This window comes from Methylobacterium sp. J-068 (genome assembly GCF_022829445.1).
Lineage (GTDB): Bacteria > Pseudomonadota > Alphaproteobacteria > Rhizobiales > Beijerinckiaceae > Methylobacterium.
Genome location: NZ_JAKSXY010000125.1, coordinates 218,015 through 240,995 on the forward strand (window position 1 = coordinate 218,015; position 22,981 = coordinate 240,995).

General features: G+C 71.0%; 22 protein-coding genes. 18 read left to right on the plus strand and 4 right to left on the minus strand.

The genetic code is table 11. The annotated features are described in order from the left end of the window. The first annotated feature begins 23 nt into the window (after nt 1-23). Genes MKK54_RS24035 through MKK54_RS24050 form a run of 4 tightly spaced genes read left to right on the plus strand, consistent with a single transcriptional unit; the run spans nt 24 to nt 5,344 of the window. A complete protein-coding gene (locus MKK54_RS24035) occupies nt 24-857 on the plus strand; it encodes a 1-deoxy-D-xylulose-5-phosphate synthase N-terminal domain-containing protein (protein ID WP_244015103.1) in 834 nt (277 codons plus the stop codon). Beyond that, nucleotides 854-1,756 (plus strand): transketolase family protein, encoded by a 903-nt coding sequence (locus MKK54_RS24040; RefSeq protein ID WP_244015105.1) that lies wholly within the window; start codon nt 854-856, stop codon nt 1,754-1,756. The genes MKK54_RS24035 and MKK54_RS24040 overlap by 4 nt, the downstream gene beginning before the upstream one ends. Further along, entirely contained in the window at nt 1,753-3,738 is a 1,986-nt protein-coding gene (locus tag MKK54_RS24045) for an NAD-dependent epimerase/dehydratase family protein (protein WP_244015107.1), read from the plus strand. The genes MKK54_RS24040 and MKK54_RS24045 overlap by 4 nt, the downstream gene beginning before the upstream one ends. 25 nt (nt 3,739-3,763) lie before the next feature. Then, nucleotides 3,764-5,344: a hypothetical protein gene (locus tag MKK54_RS24050; protein WP_244015109.1), complete on the plus strand. Its 1,581-nt coding sequence runs from the start codon at nt 3,764-3,766 to the stop codon at nt 5,342-5,344. Nucleotides 5,345-5,373: 29 nt separating this feature from the next. Here MKK54_RS24050 and MKK54_RS24055 read toward each other — a convergent pair whose 3' ends face one another. Further along, nucleotides 5,374-5,643, minus strand: coding sequence for a hypothetical protein (locus MKK54_RS24055; protein WP_244015111.1), 270 nt, complete (start codon nt 5,641-5,643; stop codon nt 5,374-5,376). Between the two features lie 321 nt (nt 5,644-5,964). Further along, nucleotides 5,965-6,744: a class I SAM-dependent methyltransferase gene (locus tag MKK54_RS24060; protein ID WP_244015113.1), complete on the minus strand. Its 780-nt coding sequence runs from the start codon at nt 6,742-6,744 to the stop codon at nt 5,965-5,967. Between the two features lie 86 nt (nt 6,745-6,830). Between MKK54_RS24060 and MKK54_RS24065 the strand changes: the two genes are divergently transcribed. Beyond that, nucleotides 6,831-7,274, plus strand: coding sequence for an RrF2 family transcriptional regulator (locus MKK54_RS24065; protein ID WP_244015115.1), 444 nt, complete (start codon nt 6,831-6,833; stop codon nt 7,272-7,274). Here MKK54_RS24065 and MKK54_RS24070 read toward each other — a convergent pair. Next, nucleotides 7,271-8,647 (minus strand): FAD/NAD(P)-binding protein, encoded by a 1,377-nt coding sequence (locus MKK54_RS24070; RefSeq protein ID WP_244015117.1) that lies wholly within the window; start codon nt 8,645-8,647, stop codon nt 7,271-7,273. The two genes, MKK54_RS24065 and MKK54_RS24070, sit on opposite strands and share 4 nt — an antisense overlap. A 444-nt stretch (nt 8,648-9,091) precedes the next feature. Between MKK54_RS24070 and MKK54_RS24075 the strand changes: the two genes are divergently transcribed. The 12 genes from MKK54_RS24075 to MKK54_RS24130 all read left to right on the plus strand — a co-directional run bounded on the left by MKK54_RS24075 (nt 9,092) and on the right by MKK54_RS24130 (nt 19,980). Then, complete coding sequence (locus MKK54_RS24075) at nt 9,092-10,195, plus strand: LLM class flavin-dependent oxidoreductase (protein WP_244015120.1); 1,104 nt, start codon at nt 9,092-9,094, stop codon at nt 10,193-10,195. After that, nucleotides 10,195-11,136: an ABC transporter substrate-binding protein gene (locus tag MKK54_RS24080; protein WP_244015279.1), complete on the plus strand. Its 942-nt coding sequence runs from the start codon at nt 10,195-10,197 to the stop codon at nt 11,134-11,136. The genes MKK54_RS24075 and MKK54_RS24080 overlap by 1 nt, the downstream gene beginning before the upstream one ends. Before the next feature lie 29 nt (nt 11,137-11,165). Next, nucleotides 11,166-11,693, plus strand: a complete 528-nt coding sequence (locus tag MKK54_RS24085) for a cupin domain-containing protein (protein WP_244015281.1) — start codon at nt 11,166-11,168, stop codon at nt 11,691-11,693. 19 nt (nt 11,694-11,712) lie between these two features. Then, a complete protein-coding gene (locus MKK54_RS24090) occupies nt 11,713-12,675 on the plus strand; it encodes an aliphatic sulfonate ABC transporter substrate-binding protein (RefSeq protein WP_244015122.1) in 963 nt (320 codons plus the stop codon). 40 nt (nt 12,676-12,715) lie between these two features. Next, nucleotides 12,716-13,720: an aliphatic sulfonate ABC transporter substrate-binding protein gene (locus MKK54_RS24095; RefSeq protein ID WP_244015124.1), complete on the plus strand. Its 1,005-nt coding sequence runs from the start codon at nt 12,716-12,718 to the stop codon at nt 13,718-13,720. Nucleotides 13,721-13,863: 143 nt separating this feature from the next. Beyond that, nucleotides 13,864-14,598, plus strand: coding sequence for an ABC transporter permease (locus MKK54_RS24100; protein ID WP_244015283.1), 735 nt, complete (start codon nt 13,864-13,866; stop codon nt 14,596-14,598). 12 nt (nt 14,599-14,610) lie between these two features. After that, complete coding sequence (locus tag MKK54_RS24105; RefSeq protein WP_244015126.1) at nt 14,611-15,366, plus strand: ABC transporter ATP-binding protein; 756 nt, start codon at nt 14,611-14,613, stop codon at nt 15,364-15,366. Nucleotides 15,367-15,497: 131 nt separating this feature from the next. Then, nucleotides 15,498-16,286, plus strand: a complete 789-nt coding sequence (locus MKK54_RS24110; RefSeq protein WP_409564241.1) for a transporter substrate-binding domain-containing protein — start codon at nt 15,498-15,500, stop codon at nt 16,284-16,286. 85 nt (nt 16,287-16,371) lie between these two features. Continuing rightward, complete coding sequence (locus MKK54_RS24115; protein WP_244015131.1) at nt 16,372-17,034, plus strand: amino acid ABC transporter permease; 663 nt, start codon at nt 16,372-16,374, stop codon at nt 17,032-17,034. A gap of 9 nt (nt 17,035-17,043) precedes the next feature. After that, entirely contained in the window at nt 17,044-17,685 is a 642-nt protein-coding gene (locus MKK54_RS24120) for an amino acid ABC transporter permease (protein ID WP_244015133.1), read from the plus strand. Continuing rightward, nucleotides 17,682-18,482, plus strand: coding sequence for an amino acid ABC transporter ATP-binding protein (locus tag MKK54_RS24125; protein ID WP_279597523.1), 801 nt, complete (start codon nt 17,682-17,684; stop codon nt 18,480-18,482). The genes MKK54_RS24120 and MKK54_RS24125 overlap by 4 nt, the downstream gene beginning before the upstream one ends. A 79-nt stretch (nt 18,483-18,561) precedes the next feature. Beyond that, the gene (locus MKK54_RS24130; protein ID WP_244015135.1) at nt 18,562-19,980 is read left to right on the plus strand and encodes a phosphatase PAP2 family protein; all 1,419 of its coding nucleotides are present in this window, start codon (nt 18,562-18,564) and stop codon (nt 19,978-19,980) included. A 25-nt stretch (nt 19,981-20,005) separates the two neighbouring features. Here MKK54_RS24130 and MKK54_RS24135 read toward each other — a convergent pair whose 3' ends face one another. Beyond that, nucleotides 20,006-21,268 (minus strand): D-serine ammonia-lyase, encoded by a 1,263-nt coding sequence (locus tag MKK54_RS24135; protein ID WP_244015137.1) that lies wholly within the window; start codon nt 21,266-21,268, stop codon nt 20,006-20,008. A gap of 283 nt (nt 21,269-21,551) precedes the next feature. On the opposite strand from MKK54_RS24135, the gene MKK54_RS24140 reads away from it, so the two are divergent. Next, nucleotides 21,552-22,976 (plus strand): FAD-binding oxidoreductase, encoded by a 1,425-nt coding sequence (locus MKK54_RS24140; protein WP_244015139.1) that lies wholly within the window; start codon nt 21,552-21,554, stop codon nt 22,974-22,976. The last annotated feature ends 5 nt before the right edge of the window (nt 22,977-22,981 follow it).

Sequence of the window (22,981 nt, forward strand, 5' to 3'; positions counted from 1 at the left end):
GGATGGCGAATCGAGCGCACGGGATGGTCGCCGCAGGGAAGCCGGCATCGCGCGCGCCGGTTTCGCCCGACGCGGCGACACGGCTCGAACCGGGCCTCCTGCGGCTGGCGCGCTGGCGCCTCATCGCGATGCACCACGCCGCCGGGGTCGGCCATCTCGGCGGCAACCTGTCGGCGCTCGACGCGATGATGCTTGTCCACCACGAGATGCTCGGATCCCAGGATCGCTTCGTGCTCTCGAAGGGTCACGCGGCCGGAGCCTATTACGTCACGCTCTGGAGCCGGGGCCTCATCGGCGACGCCGAACTCGAAAGCTTTCACGGCGAGGGCACGCGGCTCGCCGGCCACCCGCCGGCGGGTGCGCTGCCGGCGATCCGCTTCGGCACGGGGAGCCTCGGCCATGGCCTCTCGCTCGCCGGCGGCCTCGCCCTGGCGGCACGCCTGCAAGATCGGCCCGGCCGCGTCTTCTGCCTGACCTCGGACGGCGAGTGGCAGGAGGGCTCGACCCTCGAGGCGCTGATCTTCTGCGCCCATCGCCGGCTGTCCAACCTGACGATCCTCGTCGACCACAACCGACTCCAGGGCTTCGGCACCACCGCCGAGGTCGCCTCCCTCGACCCGATCGGACGCGCGCTGGGCGGCTTCGCGGTCGAGATCCGCGAGGCGGACGGTCACGACCTCGCCGACATGCGCAGGGCGCTCGAACCGGGGACCGACCGTCCGGTGGTCGTGGTGCTGCACACGCGGAAGGGGCACGGCGTGCCGTCGATCGAGGGCCGGATGGACAGCCACTACCTGCCCCTGACGGATGCGCAGTTCCGTGAGGCCCTCACCGGTGTTCGGGAGCCGCTGGCGTGAGACGTGAACTCTGCGAGGCGCTCGTCGCCCGCGCCCCTCGGCCGGACCTCGTCTTCCTGACCGGCGACCTCGGTTTCGGCGCCCTCGAACCCCTGCGCGACGCGCTCGGCGACCGCTTCATCAATGCGGGCATCGCCGAGCAGAACATGATCTCGGTCGCCGCCGCCCTGGCGAGCGAGGGCCTGGAGGCCTGGACCTACACCATCGCGCCGTTCTGCTACGCCCGCGCCTTCGAGCAGATCCGCAACGACGTCTGCCTGCACCGGTTGCCGGTGCGGATGCTCGCCAACGGCGGCGGCTACGGATACGGCGTCATGGGCGCGACCCACCATGCGCTGGAGGATTACGGAATCCTCTCGACGCTGCCGGGCCTACGGATCTTCGTGCCGGCCTTCGACGGCGACGTCGCCGCCGTCGTGGCCGCCGCCGGGGACAGCGCAGGACCCGTCTATCTCCGTCTCGGCCGGGGTGAACTGCCCGCCGGATGCGCGCCGCCGCCCTACGCGCCCTGGCGCCGCCTGCGCGCCGGCACCGGTCCGGTGGTCGTCGCCGTCGGGCCGATGGCGGGCGTCGCCTGGTCCGCCCTGATGGAGGACGGATCGAACGGCGCCGACCTTTGGGCGGTGAGCGAGTTGCCCCTTCAGGCCAATCCGCCGCCGGAGGCCTTCGTCGCGGCCCTGCGGGCGAGCGGCCGGCTCTGCGTGGTCGAGGAGCACGTGGCGCAGGGCGGACTCGGGCAGAGCCTCGCCGCCTGGTGCCTGGAACACGCGGTGCCGATCACCGGATTCCGCCACATGGCCGCCCTCGGCTATCCCTCGGGCACCTACGGCTCGCAGGGCTTCCATCGTCGCGAGTGCGGCCTCGACGCCGAGAGCATCCGCGCGGCATTCGCCGCATGACGCAAAAGCCCGACGCGCGGCCCGATGCCTGGATCGATACCCTGAAGGGCCCCATCGCGGTGCTCGGCGCCGGGGGCTTCGTGGGCTGCAACCTCCTGCGCCACCTGCTCGCGCGGCGGCGGGACGTCTTCGCGGTGGTGCGCGGCAGCCCGGCGCCGCGCCTGCGCGACATCGATCCAGCCCACGTCATCGAGGTCGATCTCAACGACCGTGCCGCGACCCGGAACTTCGTCGCGGCGATCCGGCCCGCCACCGTGTTCGATTGCATCGCCTACGGGGCCTATTCCTTCGAATCCGACGCCGACCTGATCTACGCCACCAACTTCACCGCCCTGGTCGGCTTGGTCGAGGCGCTGGCCGGCACCGGCTCCCTCGCGGCCTATGTCCATGCGGGCTCGTCCTCGGAATACGGCTCGAACTCCGCCGCCCCGGCCGAGGACGCGGAACTGACGCCCAACAGCCCCTACGCGGTCTCGAAGGCGGCAGCGGCCCATTTCCTGACCTATGCGGGCAAGACCCGGGGCTGGCCGGTGGTGAACCTGCGGCTCTACTCGGTCTACGGCCCCTACGAGGACGCGGCTCGTCTCGTGCCGGCCCTGGTCTCGCGGGCGCTCGCGGGGGGCTATCCCGACTTCGTCAATCCGGAGATCGCGCGGGACTTCGTCTACGTCGAGGACGTCTGCGAGGCCTTCGTGCGCGCGGCCGCCAAGATGTCCCTCGACCTCTACGGCGAGTCGCTGAACATCGGCACCGGGATCGAGACCACGATCCGCGACCTGGCGGGCATCGGGCAGACCGTCTTCGGCTTGGCCGAGGCCCCGGCCTTCGGGGCGATGCCGGAACGCGCCTGGGACCTGACACGCTGGCAGGCCAATCCGGCCAAGGCCGCGCGGCTGATCGGCTGGCGCGCCCGCACCCCCCTCGCCGAAGGCTTGGCCCGGACGCGGGACTGGATGGCGCAAGCCGCCCCCGACCTGTCCGGCCTGACGAAATCCGGCGCCCCCCCCGCACGGCGCCGGAGCATCGCGGCCATCGTCGCCTGCTACAAGGACGAGGAAGCGGTGCCGATCATGCACGCCCGCCTCACGGCGGTGTTCAAGAAGATCGACGTCGATTACGAGATCATCTTCGTCAACGACGCCAGCCCGGACGGGTGCGGCGAGCGCATCCGCGCCCTGTCGGCCTGCGATCCGCACGTGCTCGGCATCACGCATTCGCGCAATTTCGGCTCGCAGATGGCTTTCCGCAGCGGCATGGAACTCGCGACCGCCCAGGCCTGCGTGCTCCTCGACGGCGACCTTCAGGACCCGCCGGAACTCATCGCGCAGTTCCACGCGGCCTGGATCGCCGGGCATGACGTGGTCTACGGCCGCCGGGTCCGGCGCGAGATGCCGCTGGTCTGGGGCCTGCTCTACAAGGCGTTCTACCGGGTCTTCGCCGCCTTCAGCTACATCCGCATCCCGCACGATGCCGGCGACTTCTCGCTGATGGATCGCCGCGTGGTCGGCTGGCTCCTGAACTGCCCCGAGCGCGACCTCTTCATGCGGGGTCTTCGGGCCTATGTGGGCTTTCGCCAGACCGGGGTCGATTACGTGCGGCCGAAGCGGATGTTCGGCACCAGCACCAACAATCTGCTGTCGAACCTCGAATGGGCCAAGCGCGGGATCTTCTCGTTCAGCAACACGCCCCTGAAGATGCTCACCGCCGGCGGCGTCGTGCTCCTCGGCCTCGCGGGCCTCCTCGGGCTCGTGCTGATCGCGCTGCGCTTGGCGATCCCCGACATCGCGCCCCGCGGCGCCACCACCATCCTGCTGACGATCCTGTTCTTCGGCGCCCTGAACCTGTTCGGCCTCGGCCTGATCGGCGAGTACGTCGCCAAGATCATGGAGGAGGTCAAAGGCCGGCCGCGCCTCATCCGTTCCGCCCTGATCCGCAACGGCGTGGCGAGCGACCTGCTGCCCGATGGGCGCACGAGGCCATGATGTCCGGCGCGACCCGCAAGCTCCTGTGAGCGGCCCCGTCGCGACGATGCCGAGTTCCGGCGCCGCGCTGGGATCGGACCGCTGGCCGTTCGGGCTTGCCCTCGTCCTGATCGCCCTGCCGAACCTCGTGTTTCTGGCGACCCATCTGGAGAGCGGACCCGTCGCCGTCCTCTGCGTCGGCGCGGTTCTGGCGGCGCTCGCCTTCGTGCTGCGCGATCTCGCGCGTGACGCCGAACCCCTGGACCGCCGGCTGGTCGCCGCCGCGCTCGCGGGCGCGCTGGCGCTCTGCCTGCTCGGCGGGGAAACGCACCTGTTCTTCGCCAACGACGATTGGCTGATCCGCGACGCGGTGCTGCGCGACCTCGTCGCCGAGCCCTGGCCGGTCGGCTATCGCTACAAGGGCGATGACACGCTCCTGCGCGCGCCGCTCGGGATGTACCTGACGCCGGCGCTCGTGGGCAAAATCCTCGGTCTGCGTGCCGCGCACGGGGCGCTGCTCGTCCAGAACACGCTGCTGTTCGGCGGCCTGTTCTACGGGTTCGCCCGCACCGTTCGCCCGCTCCGCCGCAGCCTCGCCGTCCTGGCGGTCTTCCTGCTGTTAAGCGGATGGGACGTCCTCGGACGCATGCTTCTCGGCCGTCCGCTGAGCTTCGGCTCGCATCTCGAGCAGTGGGTAAGCGACCTTCAGTTCTCCGCGCACGTGACGCAACTGTTCTGGGTGCCGAACCACGCGGCCTCCGGCTGGGCCTTCGTCGGCGCCTATCTGCTCCGGCAGCGGGGCGCTCTCGACACCTCGTCGCTGATCGTCGTCTTCGGATTGTGCGTGTTCTGGTCGCCCCTGAGCATGATGGGCGCCCTGCCCTTTCTCATCCTGGCCGTGCTGACGGAGCGATGGTCCATGCTGGCCCGGCCACGCGCCGTCACGGCGGTGGCGCTCGCCGGCCTCGGCCTGATCCCCGTCGCCCTGTACCTCAAGGCGGATGCCGCCCGCGTCGCGCACGGATGGCGCGACCTCGATCCGGTCTTCGTCGTCGGTTACGGCTTGTTCCTCCTCCTCGAACTCCTGCCGTTCGTGGCGATCCTGCTCGTCGGGCGAGGGTTCGGAATCGATGCTGTTTACCGGGACGGGCGCTCGCCCGGCCATTCCGAGGCGACGGCGCGCTGGACCCTGCCGCTCGCCCTCGGCCTCCTCCTCGTCGTGCCGTTGTACCAGCTCGGCTCGACCGACTTCGTGATGCGGGCATCGATCCCGGCCCTGGCCCTGCTGGCCCTGCGCGTGGGCGCTGTCGCGGTCTCCGCGGCCGGCGCCCGGCGGGCCGTGGTCGTCCTCGTCCTCGCCCTCGGAGCCGTGACACCGCTCTACGAAATCGGCCGGGCCCTCAGCCGCCGGGCCTTCGCGATCAGCGACTGCTCCCTGCTCCAGGCTGCCGGGAGACCGCCGAACGACGGCCCGCTCTACCATTACGTCGCGCGGCTCGACGTGCTGCGCGACAGCCTGGCGGGCCGCGTCCTGGCCCTGCCGGGGACGTTCCTGGCACCGGGGCCGCCCCGTTCCTGCTGGCCCGATCACGACCGCATGGGCGCACCCACGGCGGCCGCCGACTGAGGGCGCTTCGCCGGACCGTCCGGGGCACGTCAGGCGATGGGCTGGCTCAGGTAGGCGACCATCATCTCGGCCACGGCCCGGACGGCGTAATCCGTCACGCTCTCGCGGCTCGCCACCGGAAAGGCTTCGACGACGCGGCGGCCGGCCAGCACGCCGGAGAGTTCGTGCGGCAGCATCCCGTTCTCTATGGCCGCCGCCACGGCGGCCCGGCCGTAGCTGCGCCGGACGCTGCGCGGCCCGAACAGGGCCGCCGGGCTGACGGATTCGAATCCTTCAAAGTGCGTCGCGTGATATCCCATGATCCTCATTCCCCTTGGCTTGCCCGTGGTGCGGGCGAACTGCACGAAGTCGGCCGTCATCCCGTACGGAACGACAGCAGAGCGAGGCGGGACGATTCGGAGTCGGAACGTTCATGGTGGTTCTACTCGGGTGATCGGCGTCGAGGCAGCGCCGATACTGGGAAATCTAACCGAGCGGCCTGGAAATGTGCTTCCAAAGATCTTGGCTTCCAGAGATGCCGCACCGCCTCCGATCCTGCCGCCGGAAAACGGCGCTCTCGGACGAGCCCCCCGGCGTCGTCCGGGACGATCCGAGATCCGCGCGAGCATCGGCACGCGGCGTCAGCGTCTCGCCACGGCGATCAGGGCGGTCGAGGGGATGGCGAGGACCGGGCGATCCCCGGCCATGCGCCTCGCCTCGGCGACGACGGCCGCCTTGTCCACATCGGTCAGGCTGGTCCAATCGGGCGACAGGCCGAACAGCGTATCGGGGTCGGAGAGGCTCGGGACCGCGAGTTCGTAATCGTGCGTCACCGCCTCGATGACCGGGGTGTGATAACCGGCGGCGGCGAGTTCGCGCGCAAAGTCCTCCGGCTCGCTCAGGGCCGTCACAGCTTCGGGCATCGTCACGCCCTCGCGCTCGGGAAACAGGGTCCGGCGAATGCGGCCGAGCAGCAGAAAGGTCGCCGCGCCGTGATCCTTCCAGGTCGCGACCACGCCGTAGCCGCCGGGACGCGTCACGCGCGCCATCTCGGCGAGGCCCTTGCGCCAGTCGGGGAACAGGATCACCCCGAAGATCGAGAAGACCGCGTCGAAGCCGGCATCGGGGAGCGCGAGGGCCTGCCCGTCCATCACCCGCGCCTCCACATTGGGCAGTTCCGCCGCGGCGATACGGGCGACCATTCCGGGCGAGAAATCGGTCGCCAGCACCTGAGAGCCCGTCCGCGCCGCCGCCAGTGCGAGCGCCCCGGTGCCCGCCGCGACGTCGAGCACGCGGCTGTCGGAGGTGAGCGGCACGCGCGCCAGCGCCGCTTCGGCGTAGCGCGCCGTGAACGGGTGGGCGGTCGTCTCGTACTGCGCGGCCGCCGTATCCCAATGGTCGGGGTTCTCGAACACGTGCATCCTCGCCACTCCCCTTTCACGTAACTCGATAAGTATCGTGATTCGATGCCTTTGCCAATCCGAGGCCCCGTGCGAAGGATCGTGGCGTGCGTAACGACAGTCGCCTTTCACGGATGCTGCACGTGCTTCTCCACATGGCGCGGCACGACGGACCCATGACCTCCGAGGCGATCGGCAGGATGCTCGACACCAATCCGGTGGTGGTCCGCCGCACGATGGCGGGCCTGCGGGACGCAGGCTACGTGCGCTCGGAGAAGGGCCATGGCGGCGGCTGGGTCATCGCCGCCGACTTGGGAGACGTGTCGCTGCTCGACGTTCATCGCGCGGTGGGCGGCCCGCGCATCTTCGCGATCGGCAACGAGCATCCCAATCCCGCCTGTGCGGTCGAGAAGGTCGTCAACGCGGCGGTGGCGGACGCCCTGCGCGATGCCGAGGCGCTGCTGGTCGCACGGCTCGACGCGGTCAGCCTCGCCGAACTGGCGCGCGGCTTCGACGCGCGATGTCCGGCGGAATGCGCGGACGGCACCTAGACATCGGCGAGGCGGGCCGCGATCGCGTCGGCGAGCGGAACCGAGGCGTCGCGGATGTCCGGCACGGCGATGCATTCCCACAGCACCCCGCGCAGCATCGGCCCGATGGCCCAGAGGGGCGCCTCGCCCCGCGGTGAGACGACGGCCCCGTCCGGCGTCGCGTCGAGCCCGAGGCCGAACGGGCCGGGACGCACGAGGCCGCGCGCCAGCAGGTTACGGACGAGCGGATCCTCCGTCTCCGCGAGGCGGCTGAACCCGGTTGCGTCGAGGATCGTCTGGGCGTCGATCCGAAGCGTCCCTGTGCCGCCGCGCGGCTGGAGGGTGACGACCGCGTGCGAGGTTTCGTCGATGACGGAGCGGATGCGCCCGGCCAGCACCACCAGCGTGCCGCGCGCCACCTCCTCGGCGATGGCGTCCGCCGCCGGCGGGGCGGTGCGGTGGCGATGCACGTCCCAGTAGGGGCGCAGGTGGCGTAGGAAGCGCGCCTGCTCGGCACGAGGCAGTCCCGCCCAGAGTGCGTCGGTCATCGGGCGCAGCGCGTCGATGACGCTGCGCCAATCGACGCCGACCGCGCGCGCCGCCGCGATCTCGGCCCGCCCCCAGGCGAGGAGCCTGCGCAGCGAGGCGCGGGTCTCCGCACTCAGATCGGGCCGGGGCCAGGCCGGCACGGGCGCATGCGGCTTCGGCACCAGCCCGCGCCGGGAGACCGCCACGATCCGGCCCGCGAAGCCGTGGCGGCGCAGGGCGGCCACCGAATCCATCATCGTCAGGCCGGTGCCGACGACGAGCACGTCTCGCGCGGGATCGAGTTGGCCGAAGCCCTTCGGCTCCCAGGGGTCGCGCCGGTGCCGGCTCCGCGCCGCGACGGGACCCGCGAGGTTCCCCATGGCGAGGACGATCCCGGCGACGGGGATGCGCGCGCCCGTCCCGGTTCGCAACGCGAAGCCGTCGCGCTCCGGCACCACGTCGACGATCGAGTTCCGCGCGTGTTCGAGGCGCGTTCCCGCACCGGCCTCGGTGCGGGCCACGTGCTCCGCGAGGTAGCGCCCGTAGAGCCCGCGCGCCGCGAAGGTCCCCGCGTCGGTGACCCGGATGCCCGAGCGCTCGGTGGAATCGAAGGCGGAGCGTTGGAGCCAGTCCTGAAAATCCCCGGGCCGGTCGGGATCGGCGCTCATCTGCGCCGCGCGTAGGTTGAGCAGGTGATCCGGGTTCGAGGTCGAGTAGGCAAGCCCTCGGCCGGCCTCGTGTGTCCGCTCGCAGAGGAGCACGCGCCGATCGTCGGGAAGCGCGCGGAGCAGCTGCCGGGCGACGACGAAACCGCTGAAGCCGCCGCCGATGACGGCAAGCGGACGCGGGCGGTCGGTCTCTGTCATGGTCGGAAACTCCATCCCGTCCGTTAGCTTGGAGCCTCATAGGTTCGTTCGATATAGAGAACAAGACATGCCGATCCGTGAACGAAGGACCTGCGTCGGCCGGCATCCAATAGGCAGCGACACCATTATTCGGCGCTCCACTCGGCAGGATCGCAAGAACTTGCTCGCATCTCGGCTTCAAGGGAAAGATGATCCCCTACGAGAGCGTTCTTAAAAAAGAACGTTCTTGTTGACTCTCCTGCGTCCTGACGGGACGATGCGGGCCTTCGCCGGACGGGTTTCGAGGCCCTCCCGGCGCGTGTTCCGATCCCGACCGTGAGCCGATGTCGCGCCCGATGCCGCTCGTTCCGCCCCGCCCCGAAACGAGCCTCGCACGCGCCCGGCACCTCGCCCTGCGCGAAGCCGCCCTCGGCCTCCGAGCGTCGTGATCCATCAGGAGACCTCATGAGCTTCCTCAGCCCCGACGCCGTCGAGTTCATCGGATTCGCCGCACCCCGCTACCATTCCGAGACCCACGCGGCCTCCGGCCCGGCGATCGACCGCGACTACCTTCGGCTTCTGGCCCAGGCCCATGAATGGGGCGGGTTCGACCGTATCCTCGTGGCCTATTATTCGACGCAGCCCGACGCGATCCTGCTCTCGGCACAGATCGCGGCGGTGACGGATCGCATCGGCCTGATGATCGCCCACCGCATCGGCTTCACCGCCCCGACGGTGGCCGCGCGCCAGTTCGCGACCCTGGACCAGCTCACCGGCGGGCGCGTCGCCATCCACGCCATCAGCGGCGGGGACGACCGCGAACTCGCGCAGGACGGCGACCACCTCACCAAGGATCAGCGCTATGCCCGCACCGACGAGTTTCTCACGGTCGCCCGACAGGTCTGGACCGCCGCGACCCCGTTCGACTTCGCGGGTGCGCATTACCGGATCGAGGGCGGCTTCTCCGAGGTGAAGCCCGTGAGCCGGCGTGGCATCCCGGTCTATTTCGGAGGCGCCTCGCCGGCCGCCATCGCGGTGGCGGGCCGGCACGCCGACACCTACGCCCTCTGGGGCGAGAGCCTGGATCAGGTCCGCGAGGCCATCGCGAAGGTTCGCGCGGCCGCCGCGCCGCACGGGCGCAGCCCGCGCTTCAGCCTCTCCTTCCGGCCGATCCTCGCCGAGACCGAAGCGGCGGCCTGGGCGCGGGCCGAGGCGATTCTGGCGCAGACCCGCGCCCTGCGCGCCGCCCGTGGGCTCGGCCCCGCCGCGGCGCCGCAGAACGAGGGCTCGCGCCGGTTGCTCGCGGCCGCCGCGCAGGGCTCGCGCCTCGACACGCGGCTCTACACCGCCATCGCGCGCGAAACCGGCGCCTCGGGCAACTCGACGGCCCTCGTCGGCACACCCGAACAGGTCGCCGAGGCGCTGCTCGCCTATCACGACCTCGGGGTGCGCACCTTCCTGATCCGGGGCTTCGACCCGCTGGAGGACGCCATCGCGTATGGCCGCGACCTCATCCCCGCCTTCCGCCGGCTCCTGGCCGAGCGCGGCGCGCGGTCGGAGGCGGCGTGATGCGGTTCGCTCTCGCCATCGCCGCGTTCCTGGCGCTCACGGGACTGTCCCGCGCCGACGACGCGGTCCTGCGCGTCGGCGACCAGCGCGGCAACGCGCGCGCGCTGATGGAGGCGGCGGGCGTGCTCGCGGACCTGCCCTATCGGCTCGAATGGAGCGAGTTCCCGGCCGCCGCGCCCCTGCTGGAAGCGCTGAATGCCGGGGCGATCGATGCCGGCGGGGTCGGCGACGCGCCCTTCACCTTCGCGGCCGCCGCCGGGGTGCCGGTGAAGGCGTTCCTGGCCTTTCGCAACCGGCAGGACGGCCTCGCGATCCTGGTGCCCAAGGACTCTCCGGTCAGGACGGTCGCCGACCTGAAGGGCAGGAGCATCGCCACCAATCGCGGCTCCATCGGCCATCAGGTCGTGCTCGCCGCCCTGGAGGAGGCCGGCCTGCCGGCGAGCGCCGTGACCTTACGCTTCCTGCCCCCGGCGGACGCCAAGATCGCGCTGGCCAGCGGCAGCGTCGATGCCTGGGCGACCTGGGAGCCCTACACCTCCACGGCCGAGCTCGCCGGCCTCGCCCGCGCGGTCCGAGACGGGAACGGCATCACGCCGGGCCTGAGCTTCGCGGTGGCGAGCGACGCCGCGCTGAAGGCGAAGCGGGCGCAGCTCGCCGATTTCGGCCGGCGCCTCGTCTCGGCGCGCGAATGGGCCTTGAAAGACCCGGCCCCCTACGCCGCCGTCTGGTCGAAGCTCATCGGCCTGCCCGAGACGGTGCCGCTGCGCTGGTTCTCGCGGGCGCAATACCGCGCCGTGCCCATCGACGACGCGGTGATCGCCGACGAGCAGCGCAACATCGATCTCTACGTCCGTTCGGGGCTGATTCCGCAGGCCCGCGCGCCGAGGGCCGAGGCGATCCTCGACCGCAGCTTCGAACCCGCCGCCGCTGCGGTACGATGAGCCGCGACGCACAGCGCGAGGGACCGAAGATGCACGACGATCATTCCGAGCACGACCACGATCATGCCCACCACGATCATCACGACCACGGCGCTCCGTCGGAGCGCTGGAAGCACGACGGCGTGCGGGTGATTCCGGGCGACAGGCTCGATGCGAACACCGCCCAGACGCCCGGCATGTTCCGGCAGGCGGCGATCAACCACGCCCGCGTCGGCGCCCAGAAGATCTGGGCCGGCACGGTGGCGATCGCCCCCGACGCCAAGACCGGCGTGCACCACCACGGCGCCCTGGAGAGCGTGATCTACGTGGTCTCGGGCCGCGCCCGGATGCGTTGGGGCGACCGGCTCGAATTCGTGGCCGAGGCGGGGCCCGGCGACTTCATCTTCGTGCCTCCCTACGTGCCGCACCAGGAGATCAACGCCGACCCGGACCAGCCGCTGAACTGCGTCCTCGTGCGCTCCGACAACGAGGCCGTGGTGGTCAACATCACGGATGTCGAGCCCGTCGAACGGCCCGAGACCGTCCACTGGGTCGATCCGATCCACAAGCATCCCTGACAACACGAGACGTCCAACCATGATCGATCGCCGCCACGCGCTGCGGGCCGCCGCCGGCTTCGGCCTCCTCGCTCTGTTCCCCGGTGCCGGACGCGCGGCCGAGCCCGGGAAGCTGCGCATCGGCTTCCAGAAATCCTCGACGCTGATCGCCCTGCTCAAGCAGGATGCCGTGCTGGAAAAGGCGCTGGCGCCGCTCGCCGTCACCGTCTCCTGGCACGAATTCACCAGCGGCCTGCCGATCATGGAGGCGCTGAACGCCGGGCAGATCGACGTGTCGGCGGATGTGGCCGACACCGTGCCGATTTTCGCCCAGGCCGCCCAGGCCCGCATCGCCTACGTCGCCCAGGAGGCCGCATCGCCCAAGGCTCAGGCGATCCTCGTCGGCGCCGATTCGCCGATCAAGTCCGTCGCCGACCTGAAGGGCCGCAAGGTCGCGGTCACCAAGGGCGCCGGCAGCCACTACCTGCTGCTCGCCGCGCTCCAGGCGGCGAACCTGCCGTTCCGGTCGATCAGCCCGGCCTACCTGACCCCCTCGGACGGTCGCGCGGCCCTGGCCAGCGGCAGCGTCGACGCCTGGGTCGCCTGGGACCCGTTCCTCTCGGCGGCCGAGCAGCAGACCGGGGCCCGCATCCTCCAGGACGGCACCGGTCTGTCGCAATACAAGCGCTACTACCTCGCGGGGGCCGACTACGCCGCGCAGCGCGCCGACGTGCTGGCGATCCTGTTCGGCAAGCTGCGGGAGACCGGGACCTGGGTGAAGGCCAACCCGGACGCGGCCGCCACCCGCCTCGGCGCCCTGTGGAAGCTCGAACCGGCCGTCGTCCTCCAGGCCAACGGGCGGCGCAGCTACGCCGTCGAGCCCGTCACCCGCGCGGGCCTCTCGGAACAGCAGACCATCGCGGATGCCTTCCGGGCGGAGGGCCTGCTGCCCCGGCCGGTGGATGCCTCCGCGCTGCCGATCTGGGTGCCGCCGTCGCTCTGAGTCTTTTGCCGTTCCTGCCCTCCACGAGGACTTACAGTCGATGATGTCGTTCCTCGGGCGCCGTGCCGCGTCCCTCTCCCGTCGTGCGCTGCTCGGGGCCGCCGGCTGCACGCTGTTCCTCATCGGCGCACCGCACCGGGCCGACGCGGCCGAGGTGAAGGAGGTCCGCCTCGATTGGGCGACCTACAACCCCGTCAGCCTCGTCCTGAAGGAGAAGGGCTTCCTCGAAGCCGCCCTCAGGGAGCGGGGTATCGCGGTGCGCTGGACGCAGTCGCTCGGCTCGAACAAAGCGCTCGAATACCTGAACGGCGGCGCCATCGACTTCGGCTCGTCGGCGGGCGCGGCCGCCTTGCTGGCGCGGGTCAACGGAAACCCGGTCAAGGCGATCTACGCCTATTCGCAGCCCGAATGGACGGCCCTCGTCACGCGGAAGGACAGCGGCATCGCGAAGCCCGCCGACCTCAAGGGCAAGCGGATCGCGGTGACGCGCGGCACCGATCCGCACATCTTCCTCATCCGTGCCCTCCAGGGCGCGGGCCTCGCCGAGCGGGACGCCAAACTCGTCCTGCTCCAGCACGCCGATGGCCGCACCGCCCTGGAGCGCGGCGACGTCGATGCCTGGGCCGGCCTCGACCCGATGATGGCGGCCTCCGAGATCGAGAACGGCAGCGTGCTGTTCTTCCGCGACCCGGCCGCCAACACCTGGGGCGTGCTCGACGTGCGGGAGGATTTCGCGAAGGCCAATCCCGACCTCGTCCGCACCGTGATCGCGGCCTACGAGGAGGCCCGGACCTACGCGATCGCCAACCCGGATGCCGTCACCCGCGCGCTCGTAGCCGCCACGAAGCTGCCCGAGCCCGTGATCGCCCGGCAACTCGCCCGCACCGACCTGACCAGGCCCGCGATCGGCCGCGTCCAGGCCGAGAGCATCCAGGCGGCGGGCCTCGCCCTCCAGCAGGCCGGCGTGATCCCGCCGGAAACGAACGTGGCGAGCGCCGTCGACGGCCTGATCGACACCCGCTTCAACCCCGGACCCGAGCGGTGAGCGCCGGCGCGGCCGCGCGCATTCTCGGCTTCGAGGCCGACGGGAAGACCCGGGAGGCGGGCGCGCGGGCGCGATCCCGGCCTCACGCGGGTTCTCGACGGGCCGATGGGCGCCATGCCGTCCGGTTCGTTCTCGGCGTCCTCATCCCGCTCGGCCTCGTGCTCGGTTGGGAACTCGCGACCCGCGCCGGGCTCACCCAGGGACGCCTCTTGCCACCCCCGAGCCGGGTGCTCGGCACCCTGCTGGCCCTGGCGCAATCCGGCGACCTGCGGCTCCACGTGCAGGCGACGCTGCTGCGCGTCGCGCTCGGCTTCGTCGCGGGCGCGGGTCTCGGCATCCTGGCCGGGGCGGTCACCGGAACCGTGCCGCTGATGCGCCACCTCGTCGATCCGGGCCTGCAGGCGCTGCGGGCGGTGCCGTCGCTCGCCTGGGTGCCGCTCTTCATCCTCTGGCTCGGCATCCTGGAGACGCCGAAGGTGGCGCTGATCGCGGTCGGCGTGTTTTTCCCGGTCTATATCGGCGTCTCGGGGGCGATCGCCTCGGTCGACCGCAAGCTCGTGGAGGTGGGGCGCATCTTCCGGCTCTCGCGCTGGGCGCTCGCCCGCCGCATCCTGCTCCCCGCCGTGCTGCCCGGCACCATCGTGGCCCTGCGCACCGGCCTCGGGCTCGGCTTCCTGTTCGTGGTCGCGGCCGAACTCATGGGCGCCTCCGAGGGGCTCGGCTACCTGCTCGTGGAGGGCCAGCAATTCGGGAAGCCCGACCAGATCCTGGCCGCCATCCTGGCCTTCGCGACCTTAGGCAAGCTCGCCGACGCGCTGCTCGTCTTCCTCACCCGTCCGCTCCTGCGCTGGCAGGACGTGGCCCGCGACGTCCTCTGAAGAGTCCGGACCATGCTGACGATCCAGGACGTGTCGAAGACCTACGCGGACGGCACCGAGGCCCTGACGGGCATCCGCCTCGCCATCCCACCCGGCGAGATCCTCGCCCTGGTGGGCGGGTCGGGCTGCGGGAAGACCACGCTGCTGCGCCTCGTCGCCGGCCTCGATACCGCCACCGCCGGCACGATCCGCCTCGACGGCGCGGCGATCACCGCGCCGCATCCGGGTGTCGGGCTGGTGTTCCAGGAGCCGCGTCTGCTGCCCTGGCTCACGATCGCGGAGAATGTCGGCTTCGGACTGGCGCACCTGCCGCGCGCGGTCCGGCGCGAGCGGGTGGCGCACGTGCTGGCCCGCGTCGGCCTCTCCGCCCATGGGACGCGCTGGCCGCGCGACCTTTCCGGCGGTCAGCAGCAGCGCGTCGCCATCGCCCGCGCCTTCGTGGCGGACCCCGTGGTGCTCCTCCTCGACGAGCCGTTCTCGGCCCTCGACGCCGTGACCCGCGAGGACCTGCACCGGCACCTCCTCGCCCTCTGGGCGGAAACGCGGCCGACGATCGTGCTCGTCACCCACGACGTCGCCGAGGCGGTGGCGCTCGCCGACCGCGCGGTGGTGATGCGGCCGCATCCGGGGCGCATCCACGACACGGTGGTCGTGCCGCGGCCGCGCTCCGGCGATTCGGACGTCGCTTTCGCGGCGACGCGATCCTTGCGCGCCCTGCTCGACGCCTCGCTCGGACGGATTACGGAGCGCGCCGCCGTGCCGGCCTGAGCGGGCGCGACGCCCGTCGGCGAACGCACCGGATGACGATTGTGGGCGTCCGTCACGGGCGGGCGCCGCTCTGTGCATAGATTTTGCACAGGACCCGGGCCGTCATCCACGAGAGCCCCTATTCGATGCCCCTGACCAAGCGCAGCCTCCTCCTCGCCCTCGGCCTGAATGCCGCCCTGCTGTCGTTCGGAGGCGCGCAGGCGCAGGACGCCCTCACGGAGATCACGAAGGCCAAGGTCGTGAAGATCGGCGTCCCGGCCGACTACCCGCCCTACGGCTTCGTCGGGCTCGACCTGAAGCCGATCGGCCTCGATATCGATGTCGCCAACCTCATCGGGGCCAAGCTCGGGGCCGCGGTCGAACTGGTGCCGGTGGTGAGCGCCAACCGCATCCCCTACCTGCAGACCAAGAAGATCGACCTCATCGTCTCGACCCTCGGCAAGAACGAGGAGCGGATCAAGATCATCGATTTCAGCGCCGCCTACGCGCCGTTCTACCAGGGCGTGTTCGCGCCGAAATCCACCAGCATCAAGAGCTTCGACGATCTGGCCGGCAAGTCGGTGGCGGTGACGCGCGGCGCGATGGAGGACGAGATGCTGGGCAAGGTCGCGCCCGCTTCCGCGACGATCCAGCGCTTCGAGGATCAGGCCGCCACCACGGCGGCCTTCGCGGCGGGCCAGACCCAGGTCATCGCCACCAGCGTCTCGAACATCGCCGTGCTCAGCCGCAAGAGCCCGAATCTCGGCGTCGAGTACAAGCTGCTCCTGCGCGACAGCCCCTGCTTCGTCGGCGTCAACAAGGGCGAGGACGCCCTGCTGAAGAAGGTCAACGAGATCGTGCTGGCGGCCAAGGCCGACGGGACCCTGGAGGCCCTGTCGCAGAAGTGGCTGAAGCGCGGAACCGGCGACCTGCCGCTCTGATCCATCGCTGAGACCCGCCTCACCGACACGGGCCGTCCTTCGGACGGTCCGCGTCTCGATCGCTCGCCAGGGCCTCCGATCCGCCATGCCGCTGCAACTCGACTTCATGAGTATCCTGGTCCAGTGGCCGCTGCTCCTGCGGGGCGCGGCCTGGACGATCGCCCTCACGGCGATCGCGACCCTGCTGGGCGGGATGCTCGGCATCGTCTGCGCCTGGGCCCGCGCCGGCGGACCGCGCGCCCTGCGCTGGCTCGTCGGCGGCTACGTGGAGATCATCCGCAACACGCCCTTCATCGTGCAGCTGTTCTTCATCTTCTTCGGCCTGCCGGAACTCGGCATCCGGCTCTCGCCGATGACGGCGTCCATCCTCGCCATGACGGTCAACCTCGGCGCCTATGCCACCGAGATCCTGCGCGCCGGCATCGAGGCGACGCCGCGCGGGCAGATCGAGGCGGCCGAGAGCCTCGCCCTGACGAAGGCGCAGGTCTTCACCCGCGTGGTGCTGCCGCCGGCCCTGAAGAAGGTCTGGCCCGCCCTGGTCAGCCAGATCGTCATCGTGATGCTGGGTTCCGCCGTCTGCGGGCAGATCTCGACGGAGGAGCTGAGCTACGCCACCAACCTGATCCAGAGCCGCAACTTCCGCGCCTTCGAGACCTACATCGTCGGCACCCTGAGCTATCTCGGCCTCGCGATCCTCGTCCGCAACCTGCTCTACTGGGCCGGCCCGCGCTTCCTGTTCGGCCGCTAGGAGGCCCGCATGCCCGAATTCACCCTCTGGGACATCGTCCGCAACCTGCTGCTCGCCGCGCGCTGGACCGTGGCGCTCTCGTTCATCGCCTTCCTGGGCGGGACGGTGTTCGGCCTGCTGCTGCTGCTCATGCGCCTGTCGGGCCGGCGCGTCCTCGAGCGCCTCGTCGGTATCTACGTGCAGCTCTTCCAGGGCACGCCGCTGCTAATGCAGCTCTTCCTGCTGTATTTCGGGCTCGCGGTCATGGGTGTGAACACCTCGGCTTGGCTCGCGGCCTGCGTCGCCCTCACGCTCTACGCCTCGGCCTACCTCACGGAGATCTGGCGCGGCGCGGTCGCGGCGATCCCGCGCGGGCAGTGGGAGGCCTCGGCCAGCCTCGCGCTCAGCTTCGGCCAGCAGTTTCGCCACATCATCCTGCCCCAGGCCCTGCGGATCGCGGTGGCGCCGACGGTCGGTTTCCTGGTCCAGGTGGTGAAGGGCACGGCCCTCGCCTCGGTGATCGGCTTCGTCGAGCTGACAAAGGCCGGCGGCATGATCGCCAACGTCACCTACGAGCCGATGCTGACCTATGCCTGCGTGGCGGCGATGTACTTCGTCCTGTGCTTTCCCATCAGCCTCTACGCCCGCGCCCTAGAGAGGAAACTCGCATGATCGCCGTCCCCGAGAGCGTGGCCAAGGGCGGCCCGTCCGCCGAGCCGCACACCCAGGTCGGGGCGCCGATCCTGCGTATCACGGCCTTACGCAAATCCTACGGCACGCACGAGGTCCTGCGCGGCATCGACCTCGACGTCATGCGCGGCGAGGTGCTGGCGATCATCGGCAAGAGCGGCTCGGGCAAGAGCACGCTGCTTCGCTGCATCAACGGCCTGGAGGTCTTCCAGCACGGGTCGCTGATCGTCGACGGCAAGCACCTGCTCTACGACAACCCCAAGGCCATGCGCGACCTGCGCCAGGGCGTCGGCATGATCTTCCAGAACTTCAACCTGTTCCCCCACCTCTCGGTGGGGCGCAACGTCATGCTCGCCCCGCACCTCGTGAAGAAGCGGCCGGGGGCGGAGAACGACGCCCGCGCCCGCCAGCTCCTCGCCCGCGTCGGCCTCGCGGAGAAGTTCGACGCGATGCCGGACAAGCTCTCGGGGGGCCAGCAGCAACGCGTCGCCATCGCCCGCGCGCTCGCGATGGACCCGGCCATCATGCTCTGCGACGAGATCACCAGCGCCCTCGACCCCGAACTCGTCGGCGAGGTGCTGCGGGTGGTCGAATCCCTCGCCGACGAGGGCATGACCCTGCTGATGGTGACCCACGAGATGAGCTTCGCCCGCAAGGTCGCCGACCGGGTCATCTTCATGCACCAGGGGCTCGTCCACGAGATCGGCCCGCCGGCGGAGCTGTTCGGCGCGCCGAGGACGCCGGAACTGCGCCAGTTCCTGTCCTCGCTGCACGACTGAGCCGCCGGGCGGGCGCTGGACATCGGGCGCGTCCTGCGGTCTCTCGGAGGCGGAACCGCAGGCCACCGGGAGACACGCCATGTGGACGACGCTCAAGGGAACATGGATCGCCCTCTGCATCCTGGCGCCCGTTCCGGCCCTGGCGCAATCGGCGACCAACCTGACCGCCCTGAGCGGCCTCGCCCCCGTGAGCGCCCTCGCCGCCAGCCCCGAGGGCCGGGCCGCCCTTGAGGCGAACCTGCGGGTGACCGGCGACATCCAGGCCGCACGCGCGCGTCAGCCGCTCCTGCTGCCCGAGGCCGAGCAGCGCCAACTCGCGCTCCGCGACGCCTTCATCACCGACGGGAATGCCACGGAACTCGCCGACGGCCTGGGCAGCAGGCTCGGCGGACTCTACCAGGCGCGCGCCCGATACACCGACCGCGAGAAGTTCACGAACGTCGCCCAGTCGGTGGCGGACCTGATCGGTTACACCAACAACGTCGCCAAATCGGATTCGAACGCCGGCAAGTACTTCTTTGCCAACGGTACCACGAACGGCAAGGTCCCGGTCTCCGAGGCGGCCCGGGCCATCCTGGCGGCGCGCGGGGGCACGCTCGACGTGTTCGGCAGGGCCTATGGACGACCGGCCGGCAGCCAGGGCTCCGACGCCTACGGGAATGCCCGCCCGTTCCAGACCCTTCCCACGCTGCTCGCTTATCGGGGCGAGGACTATTTCGGCCAGCCCTCGCATAGCCTGGACTGGCTGCGGGGACCGAGCCAGAACCTGACCGACAGCCCATCCTATCCGAGCGGCCACACGACCTACGGCTACACCGAGGCGGTGGTCCTCGCGATCCTGGTGCCGGAGCGTTACCAGCAGATGATCGGCCGCGCCGCCGAGTACGGCAACAACCGCATCCTGGTCGGCGCGCACTACGCCATGGACGTGCTGGGCGGACGCGCGACGGCGCTGCACGCGGTCGCGCACCTGCTCGCCAACGACCCGGCCTATGTGGGCCAGATCCGCCGGAACCCCGCGGTGACCAACGAGATGAGCACGGCCACCAACGAGGCCGTGGCCGTCACGGATTACCGGGCGGCGCTCGAAGCCGCCCGCGCCGATCTGACCGCGTTCCTCCGCGACGGGTGCGGCGAGCCGGTCGCCGCCTGCGCCACCACGGATACGGGACGCTTCCGCGATGCCGCCGCCAACGCCGCCCTGTACGAGGCGACGCAGACCTACGGTCTGCCCGTCGTGCATGCGGGGCGTGCGGGCACGCGCGAGGATGTCGGCCGGGTCGCCCCGGAAGCCGGACACCTCCTCACGGCCGCGTTCCCGTCGCTGAGCCTGGAGGAGGCGAACGCGATCCTGACGGAGACGCAAGGGCCCGGCGGCGGTTTCCTCGACGACGGCTCGGCCTTCGGCCTGTACGCGCGCCTCGACCTCTACGCGGCCGCCGGGAAAGCCGCGGCGCTGGCGTCCCGGAAACAGGGAACACCGCGCGCCGCGCGCTGAACGCGCCGTCGCGGCCGACGCCCCTTCAGGCCGCCGCCGCGAGGGCCTTCTGAAATTCGGCCTCCGGGAGGAGCGCGCCGCCCGTGGTCCAGACCACGTGCGTGCCCCGGTGCGTCTCGGGCAGGGCCGCCAGCGCCGGAGCCACGGCCGCGAAGGCGGAGGCCGCCGAGGGTTCGAGCCGGAGCCCGGCCCGCTCCCAGAGGTCGCGCACGCCTGTGAACAGGGCCGCGTCCTCCACCGTGACCACGGCCTCGATCAGCGCGCCGACCGTGCCGGCGACCAGCAGCGAGGCCTGGGAGACCGCGAGGCCATCGGCCGCCGTGCGATTGTCGAGGCCGATATCGTAGACGCTGACGGGACGTTCCAAGCCGGCCGCGAGTTGCACCAGCATGCAGGGCGCCGCCACCGGTTCGACGAAGATGCAGCGCACGGCGTCGCCGAACAGCAGCTTCAGGCCCAGCGTCACGCCGCCGGGCGCGCCGCCGACTCCGCAGGGCAGGTAGACGTGGAGCGGACTCTCGGCATCGACCGTGACGTTCGCGCTCGCCAATTGGCGCTGGAGGTCGAAGGCCGCCGCCGCGTAGCCGAGGAAGAGGTCGACGGAACTCTCGTCGTCGACGAAATGCGCGTCCGGCCGCCCCGCGAAGGCGTCGCGCGCCGAAGCGACGGCGCTGCCGTAATCGCCCGCATGCTCGACCACGCGGGCGCCGAGGTCGCGCAGGCGCTGCTTCTTCCAGGCCTTGGCGTCGTGGGACATGTGGACCTCGACCGCGAAGCCCAGTGCCCGCGCCATCACGCCGACGCTGAAGCCGAGATTGCCGGTGCTGCCCACCGCCACGGTGTAGGCACCGAACGCGGTCCGCATCACGGGCTCGGCGAGACGGGCATAGGACTCGCCGCCGCGCAGCCAGCCCGCGCGCAAAGCCAGGGTCTCGGCATAGACCAACACCTCGTAGACGCCGCCGCGCGCCTTGATGCAGCCCGTCACCGGCAGGTCGTGGTCGGCCTTCACCCAAATCGCCGCGCCCGCGATACCGGCGACATGCGCGGACACATCCGCGCGCAGCGCCAGCAGGTCCGAGTCGATCCGTCCGGTCTCCAGGTCCGGGAACAGCCGGGCCAGCAGGGGATCGAAGCGGCGCCAGCGCGCCTCGGCCGCCGCGACCTCCGCAAGCCCGTAGGCCAGACCCGGCAGGATCTCGGCCGCCGGGCGGCGATGCGGGTTGCGCCAGACCGTCGGCCGGCCCGCGCGGACGGCGTCGGGAATCCCGTTCGGGGTGTCGGGCATGCGAGTGGGTTCCTTCCGGTCGGAACGGCGAGCGGTGGGGTCCGGCGCGCACCCGGCGAGCCTTCAAGCGCCGCGCGGGCGGTCGAGATCCGGCATATCGGAGACCCCGATCTCGCGGAAGTCGCCGCGAGCGCCGACCACGCGACGGCAGTCCGGACCCAAGACGGAGAGGGCTGACATCGGATGGACGTTGAAAGGCGCGCGCTTTCCTTCCGACACCCGGCACGACATGGTCGGCCCATCGGCGGGCCCGCGCCACGCCTCGATCGAGGAGCCCTGACCTATGTCGGACGCCATGTCGGAACGCGACGGCCTCGCCCCCTTTCGGGACCTGCTGGGTGAGAGCGGGGTGCTCACGAGCCCCGACATGACCGAACGCTACACCCGCGATCACCGCGATCTGATGCTGGGCGAGACGCCGGCGGTGCTGCGCCCGCGCGGCGTGGACGAGGTTCAGGCCCTGGTCGGGCTCGCCCGAGAGGGGCGCTTCGGCCTCGTGCCCCAGGGCGGCAACACCGGTTACGTCGGCGGTGCGACGCCGGAGCCCGGCCGGCGCCAACTCGTCGTCAGCCTGGAACGGATGACCCGCATCCGCGCGGTCGATCCCCTGAACTTCACCCTCGCCTGCGATGCCGGCACGATCCTCAGCGACGCCCAGAAAGCCGCGGAAGCCGCGGGGCTGTTCCTCCCCCTCAGCCTGGGCTCGGAGGGAAGCTGCCGGCTCGGCGGCAATCTCGGCACCAATGCGGGTGGCCTGCAGGTGCTCCGCTACGGCATGGCCCGCGACCTCGTGCTCGGCCTCGAAGTGGTGCTGCCGGACGGCACGCTGTTCTCCGACATGCGGACCCTGCGCAAGAACAACATCGGCTACGACCTGAAGCAGCTCTTCATCGGCGCCGAGGGCACGCTGGGCATTATCACCGGCGTGGTGCTCAAGCTCTGGCCCGCCCAGACGCAGCGCGCCACCGCCTGGCTCGAACTCGGCGCGGAGGCGCCCATCCCCGAGATGGCCGCCACGGTCCGGCGTGAAACCTCCGACCTCGCCTCGACCTTCGAGCTGATCTCGGCCTCCTCGCTCGGCTTGGTGGCGGAGATGCGAGGTGGCGGAACCGGCCTGAATTCCGGGCCGGGCGGGGCCGTGCTCCTCGAACTCACCGCCTCCTCCGAGCGCATTCCCCTCGACGACCTGCTGATGGGCTGCCTCGAACCATTGATGGAGAAGGGCTGGGTGACGGATGCGGTGCTCGCCCAGTCCGAGGCCCAGCGTCGGGCGATGTGGGCCGTGCGCGAGACCATTCCCGAGGGCGAGAAGCATGCGGGCGGCTCGGTCAAGCACGACATCGCCGTGCCGATCTCCCAGCTCACCGCCTTCCTGGCGGGGGGCGCGGCCCTGCTGGCCGAACGCCTGCCCGAGGTGCGCCTCTCCGTCTACGGTCATGTCGGCGACGGAAACCTGCACTACAACCTCGTCGTGCCCGAGGGCCGCGACCGACTGGAATTCACCCGCGCGATTGAGGCGGGCTTCGCCCACGACCTCTACGCCCTCGCGGCGGATCTCGGCGGGAGCTTCAGTGCCGAGTACGGCATCGGCCGATTCAAGCGCGACCTCCTCGTGCGCTATTCCGATCCGGCCCGTCTGACGCTGATCGGGACCCTGAAACGAAGCCTCGACCCGCAGGACGTGATGAACGCGGGTGCGATGCTGTGATCCGC

Excerpts from the sequence above, each read along its gene's own strand:
- MKK54_RS24090 (WP_244015122.1), top strand. The coding sequence starts at position 11,713 with ATGATCGATCGCCGCCACGCGCTGCGGGCCGCCGCCGGCTTCGGCCTC.
- MKK54_RS24070 (WP_244015117.1), bottom strand. The coding sequence starts at position 8,647 with ATGACAGAGACCGACCGCCCGCGTCCGCTTGCCGTCATCGGCGGCGGC.
- MKK54_RS24140 (WP_244015139.1), top strand. The coding sequence starts at position 21,552 with ATGTCGGACGCCATGTCGGAACGCGACGGCCTCGCCCCCTTTCGGGAC.
- MKK54_RS24095 (WP_244015124.1), top strand. The coding sequence starts at position 12,716 with ATGATGTCGTTCCTCGGGCGCCGTGCCGCGTCCCTCTCCCGTCGTGCG.
- MKK54_RS24055 (WP_244015111.1), bottom strand. The coding sequence starts at position 5,643 with ATGGGATATCACGCGACGCACTTTGAAGGATTCGAATCCGTCAGCCCG.
- MKK54_RS24035 (WP_244015103.1), top strand. The coding sequence starts at position 24 with ATGGTCGCCGCAGGGAAGCCGGCATCGCGCGCGCCGGTTTCGCCCGAC.
- MKK54_RS24045 (WP_244015107.1), top strand. The coding sequence starts at position 1,753 with ATGACGCAAAAGCCCGACGCGCGGCCCGATGCCTGGATCGATACCCTG.
- MKK54_RS24135 (WP_244015137.1), bottom strand. The coding sequence starts at position 21,268 with ATGCCCGACACCCCGAACGGGATTCCCGACGCCGTCCGCGCGGGCCGG.
- MKK54_RS24085 (WP_244015281.1), top strand. The coding sequence starts at position 11,166 with ATGCACGACGATCATTCCGAGCACGACCACGATCATGCCCACCACGAT.
- MKK54_RS24115 (WP_244015131.1), top strand. The coding sequence starts at position 16,372 with ATGCCGCTGCAACTCGACTTCATGAGTATCCTGGTCCAGTGGCCGCTG.
- MKK54_RS24125 (WP_279597523.1), top strand. The coding sequence starts at position 17,682 with ATGATCGCCGTCCCCGAGAGCGTGGCCAAGGGCGGCCCGTCCGCCGAG.
- MKK54_RS24075 (WP_244015120.1), top strand. The coding sequence starts at position 9,092 with ATGAGCTTCCTCAGCCCCGACGCCGTCGAGTTCATCGGATTCGCCGCA.
- MKK54_RS24060 (WP_244015113.1), bottom strand. The coding sequence starts at position 6,744 with ATGCACGTGTTCGAGAACCCCGACCATTGGGATACGGCGGCCGCGCAG.
- MKK54_RS24105 (WP_244015126.1), top strand. The coding sequence starts at position 14,611 with ATGCTGACGATCCAGGACGTGTCGAAGACCTACGCGGACGGCACCGAG.
- MKK54_RS24130 (WP_244015135.1), top strand. The coding sequence starts at position 18,562 with ATGTGGACGACGCTCAAGGGAACATGGATCGCCCTCTGCATCCTGGCG.
- MKK54_RS24120 (WP_244015133.1), top strand. The coding sequence starts at position 17,044 with ATGCCCGAATTCACCCTCTGGGACATCGTCCGCAACCTGCTGCTCGCC.
- MKK54_RS24080 (WP_244015279.1), top strand. The coding sequence starts at position 10,195 with ATGCGGTTCGCTCTCGCCATCGCCGCGTTCCTGGCGCTCACGGGACTG.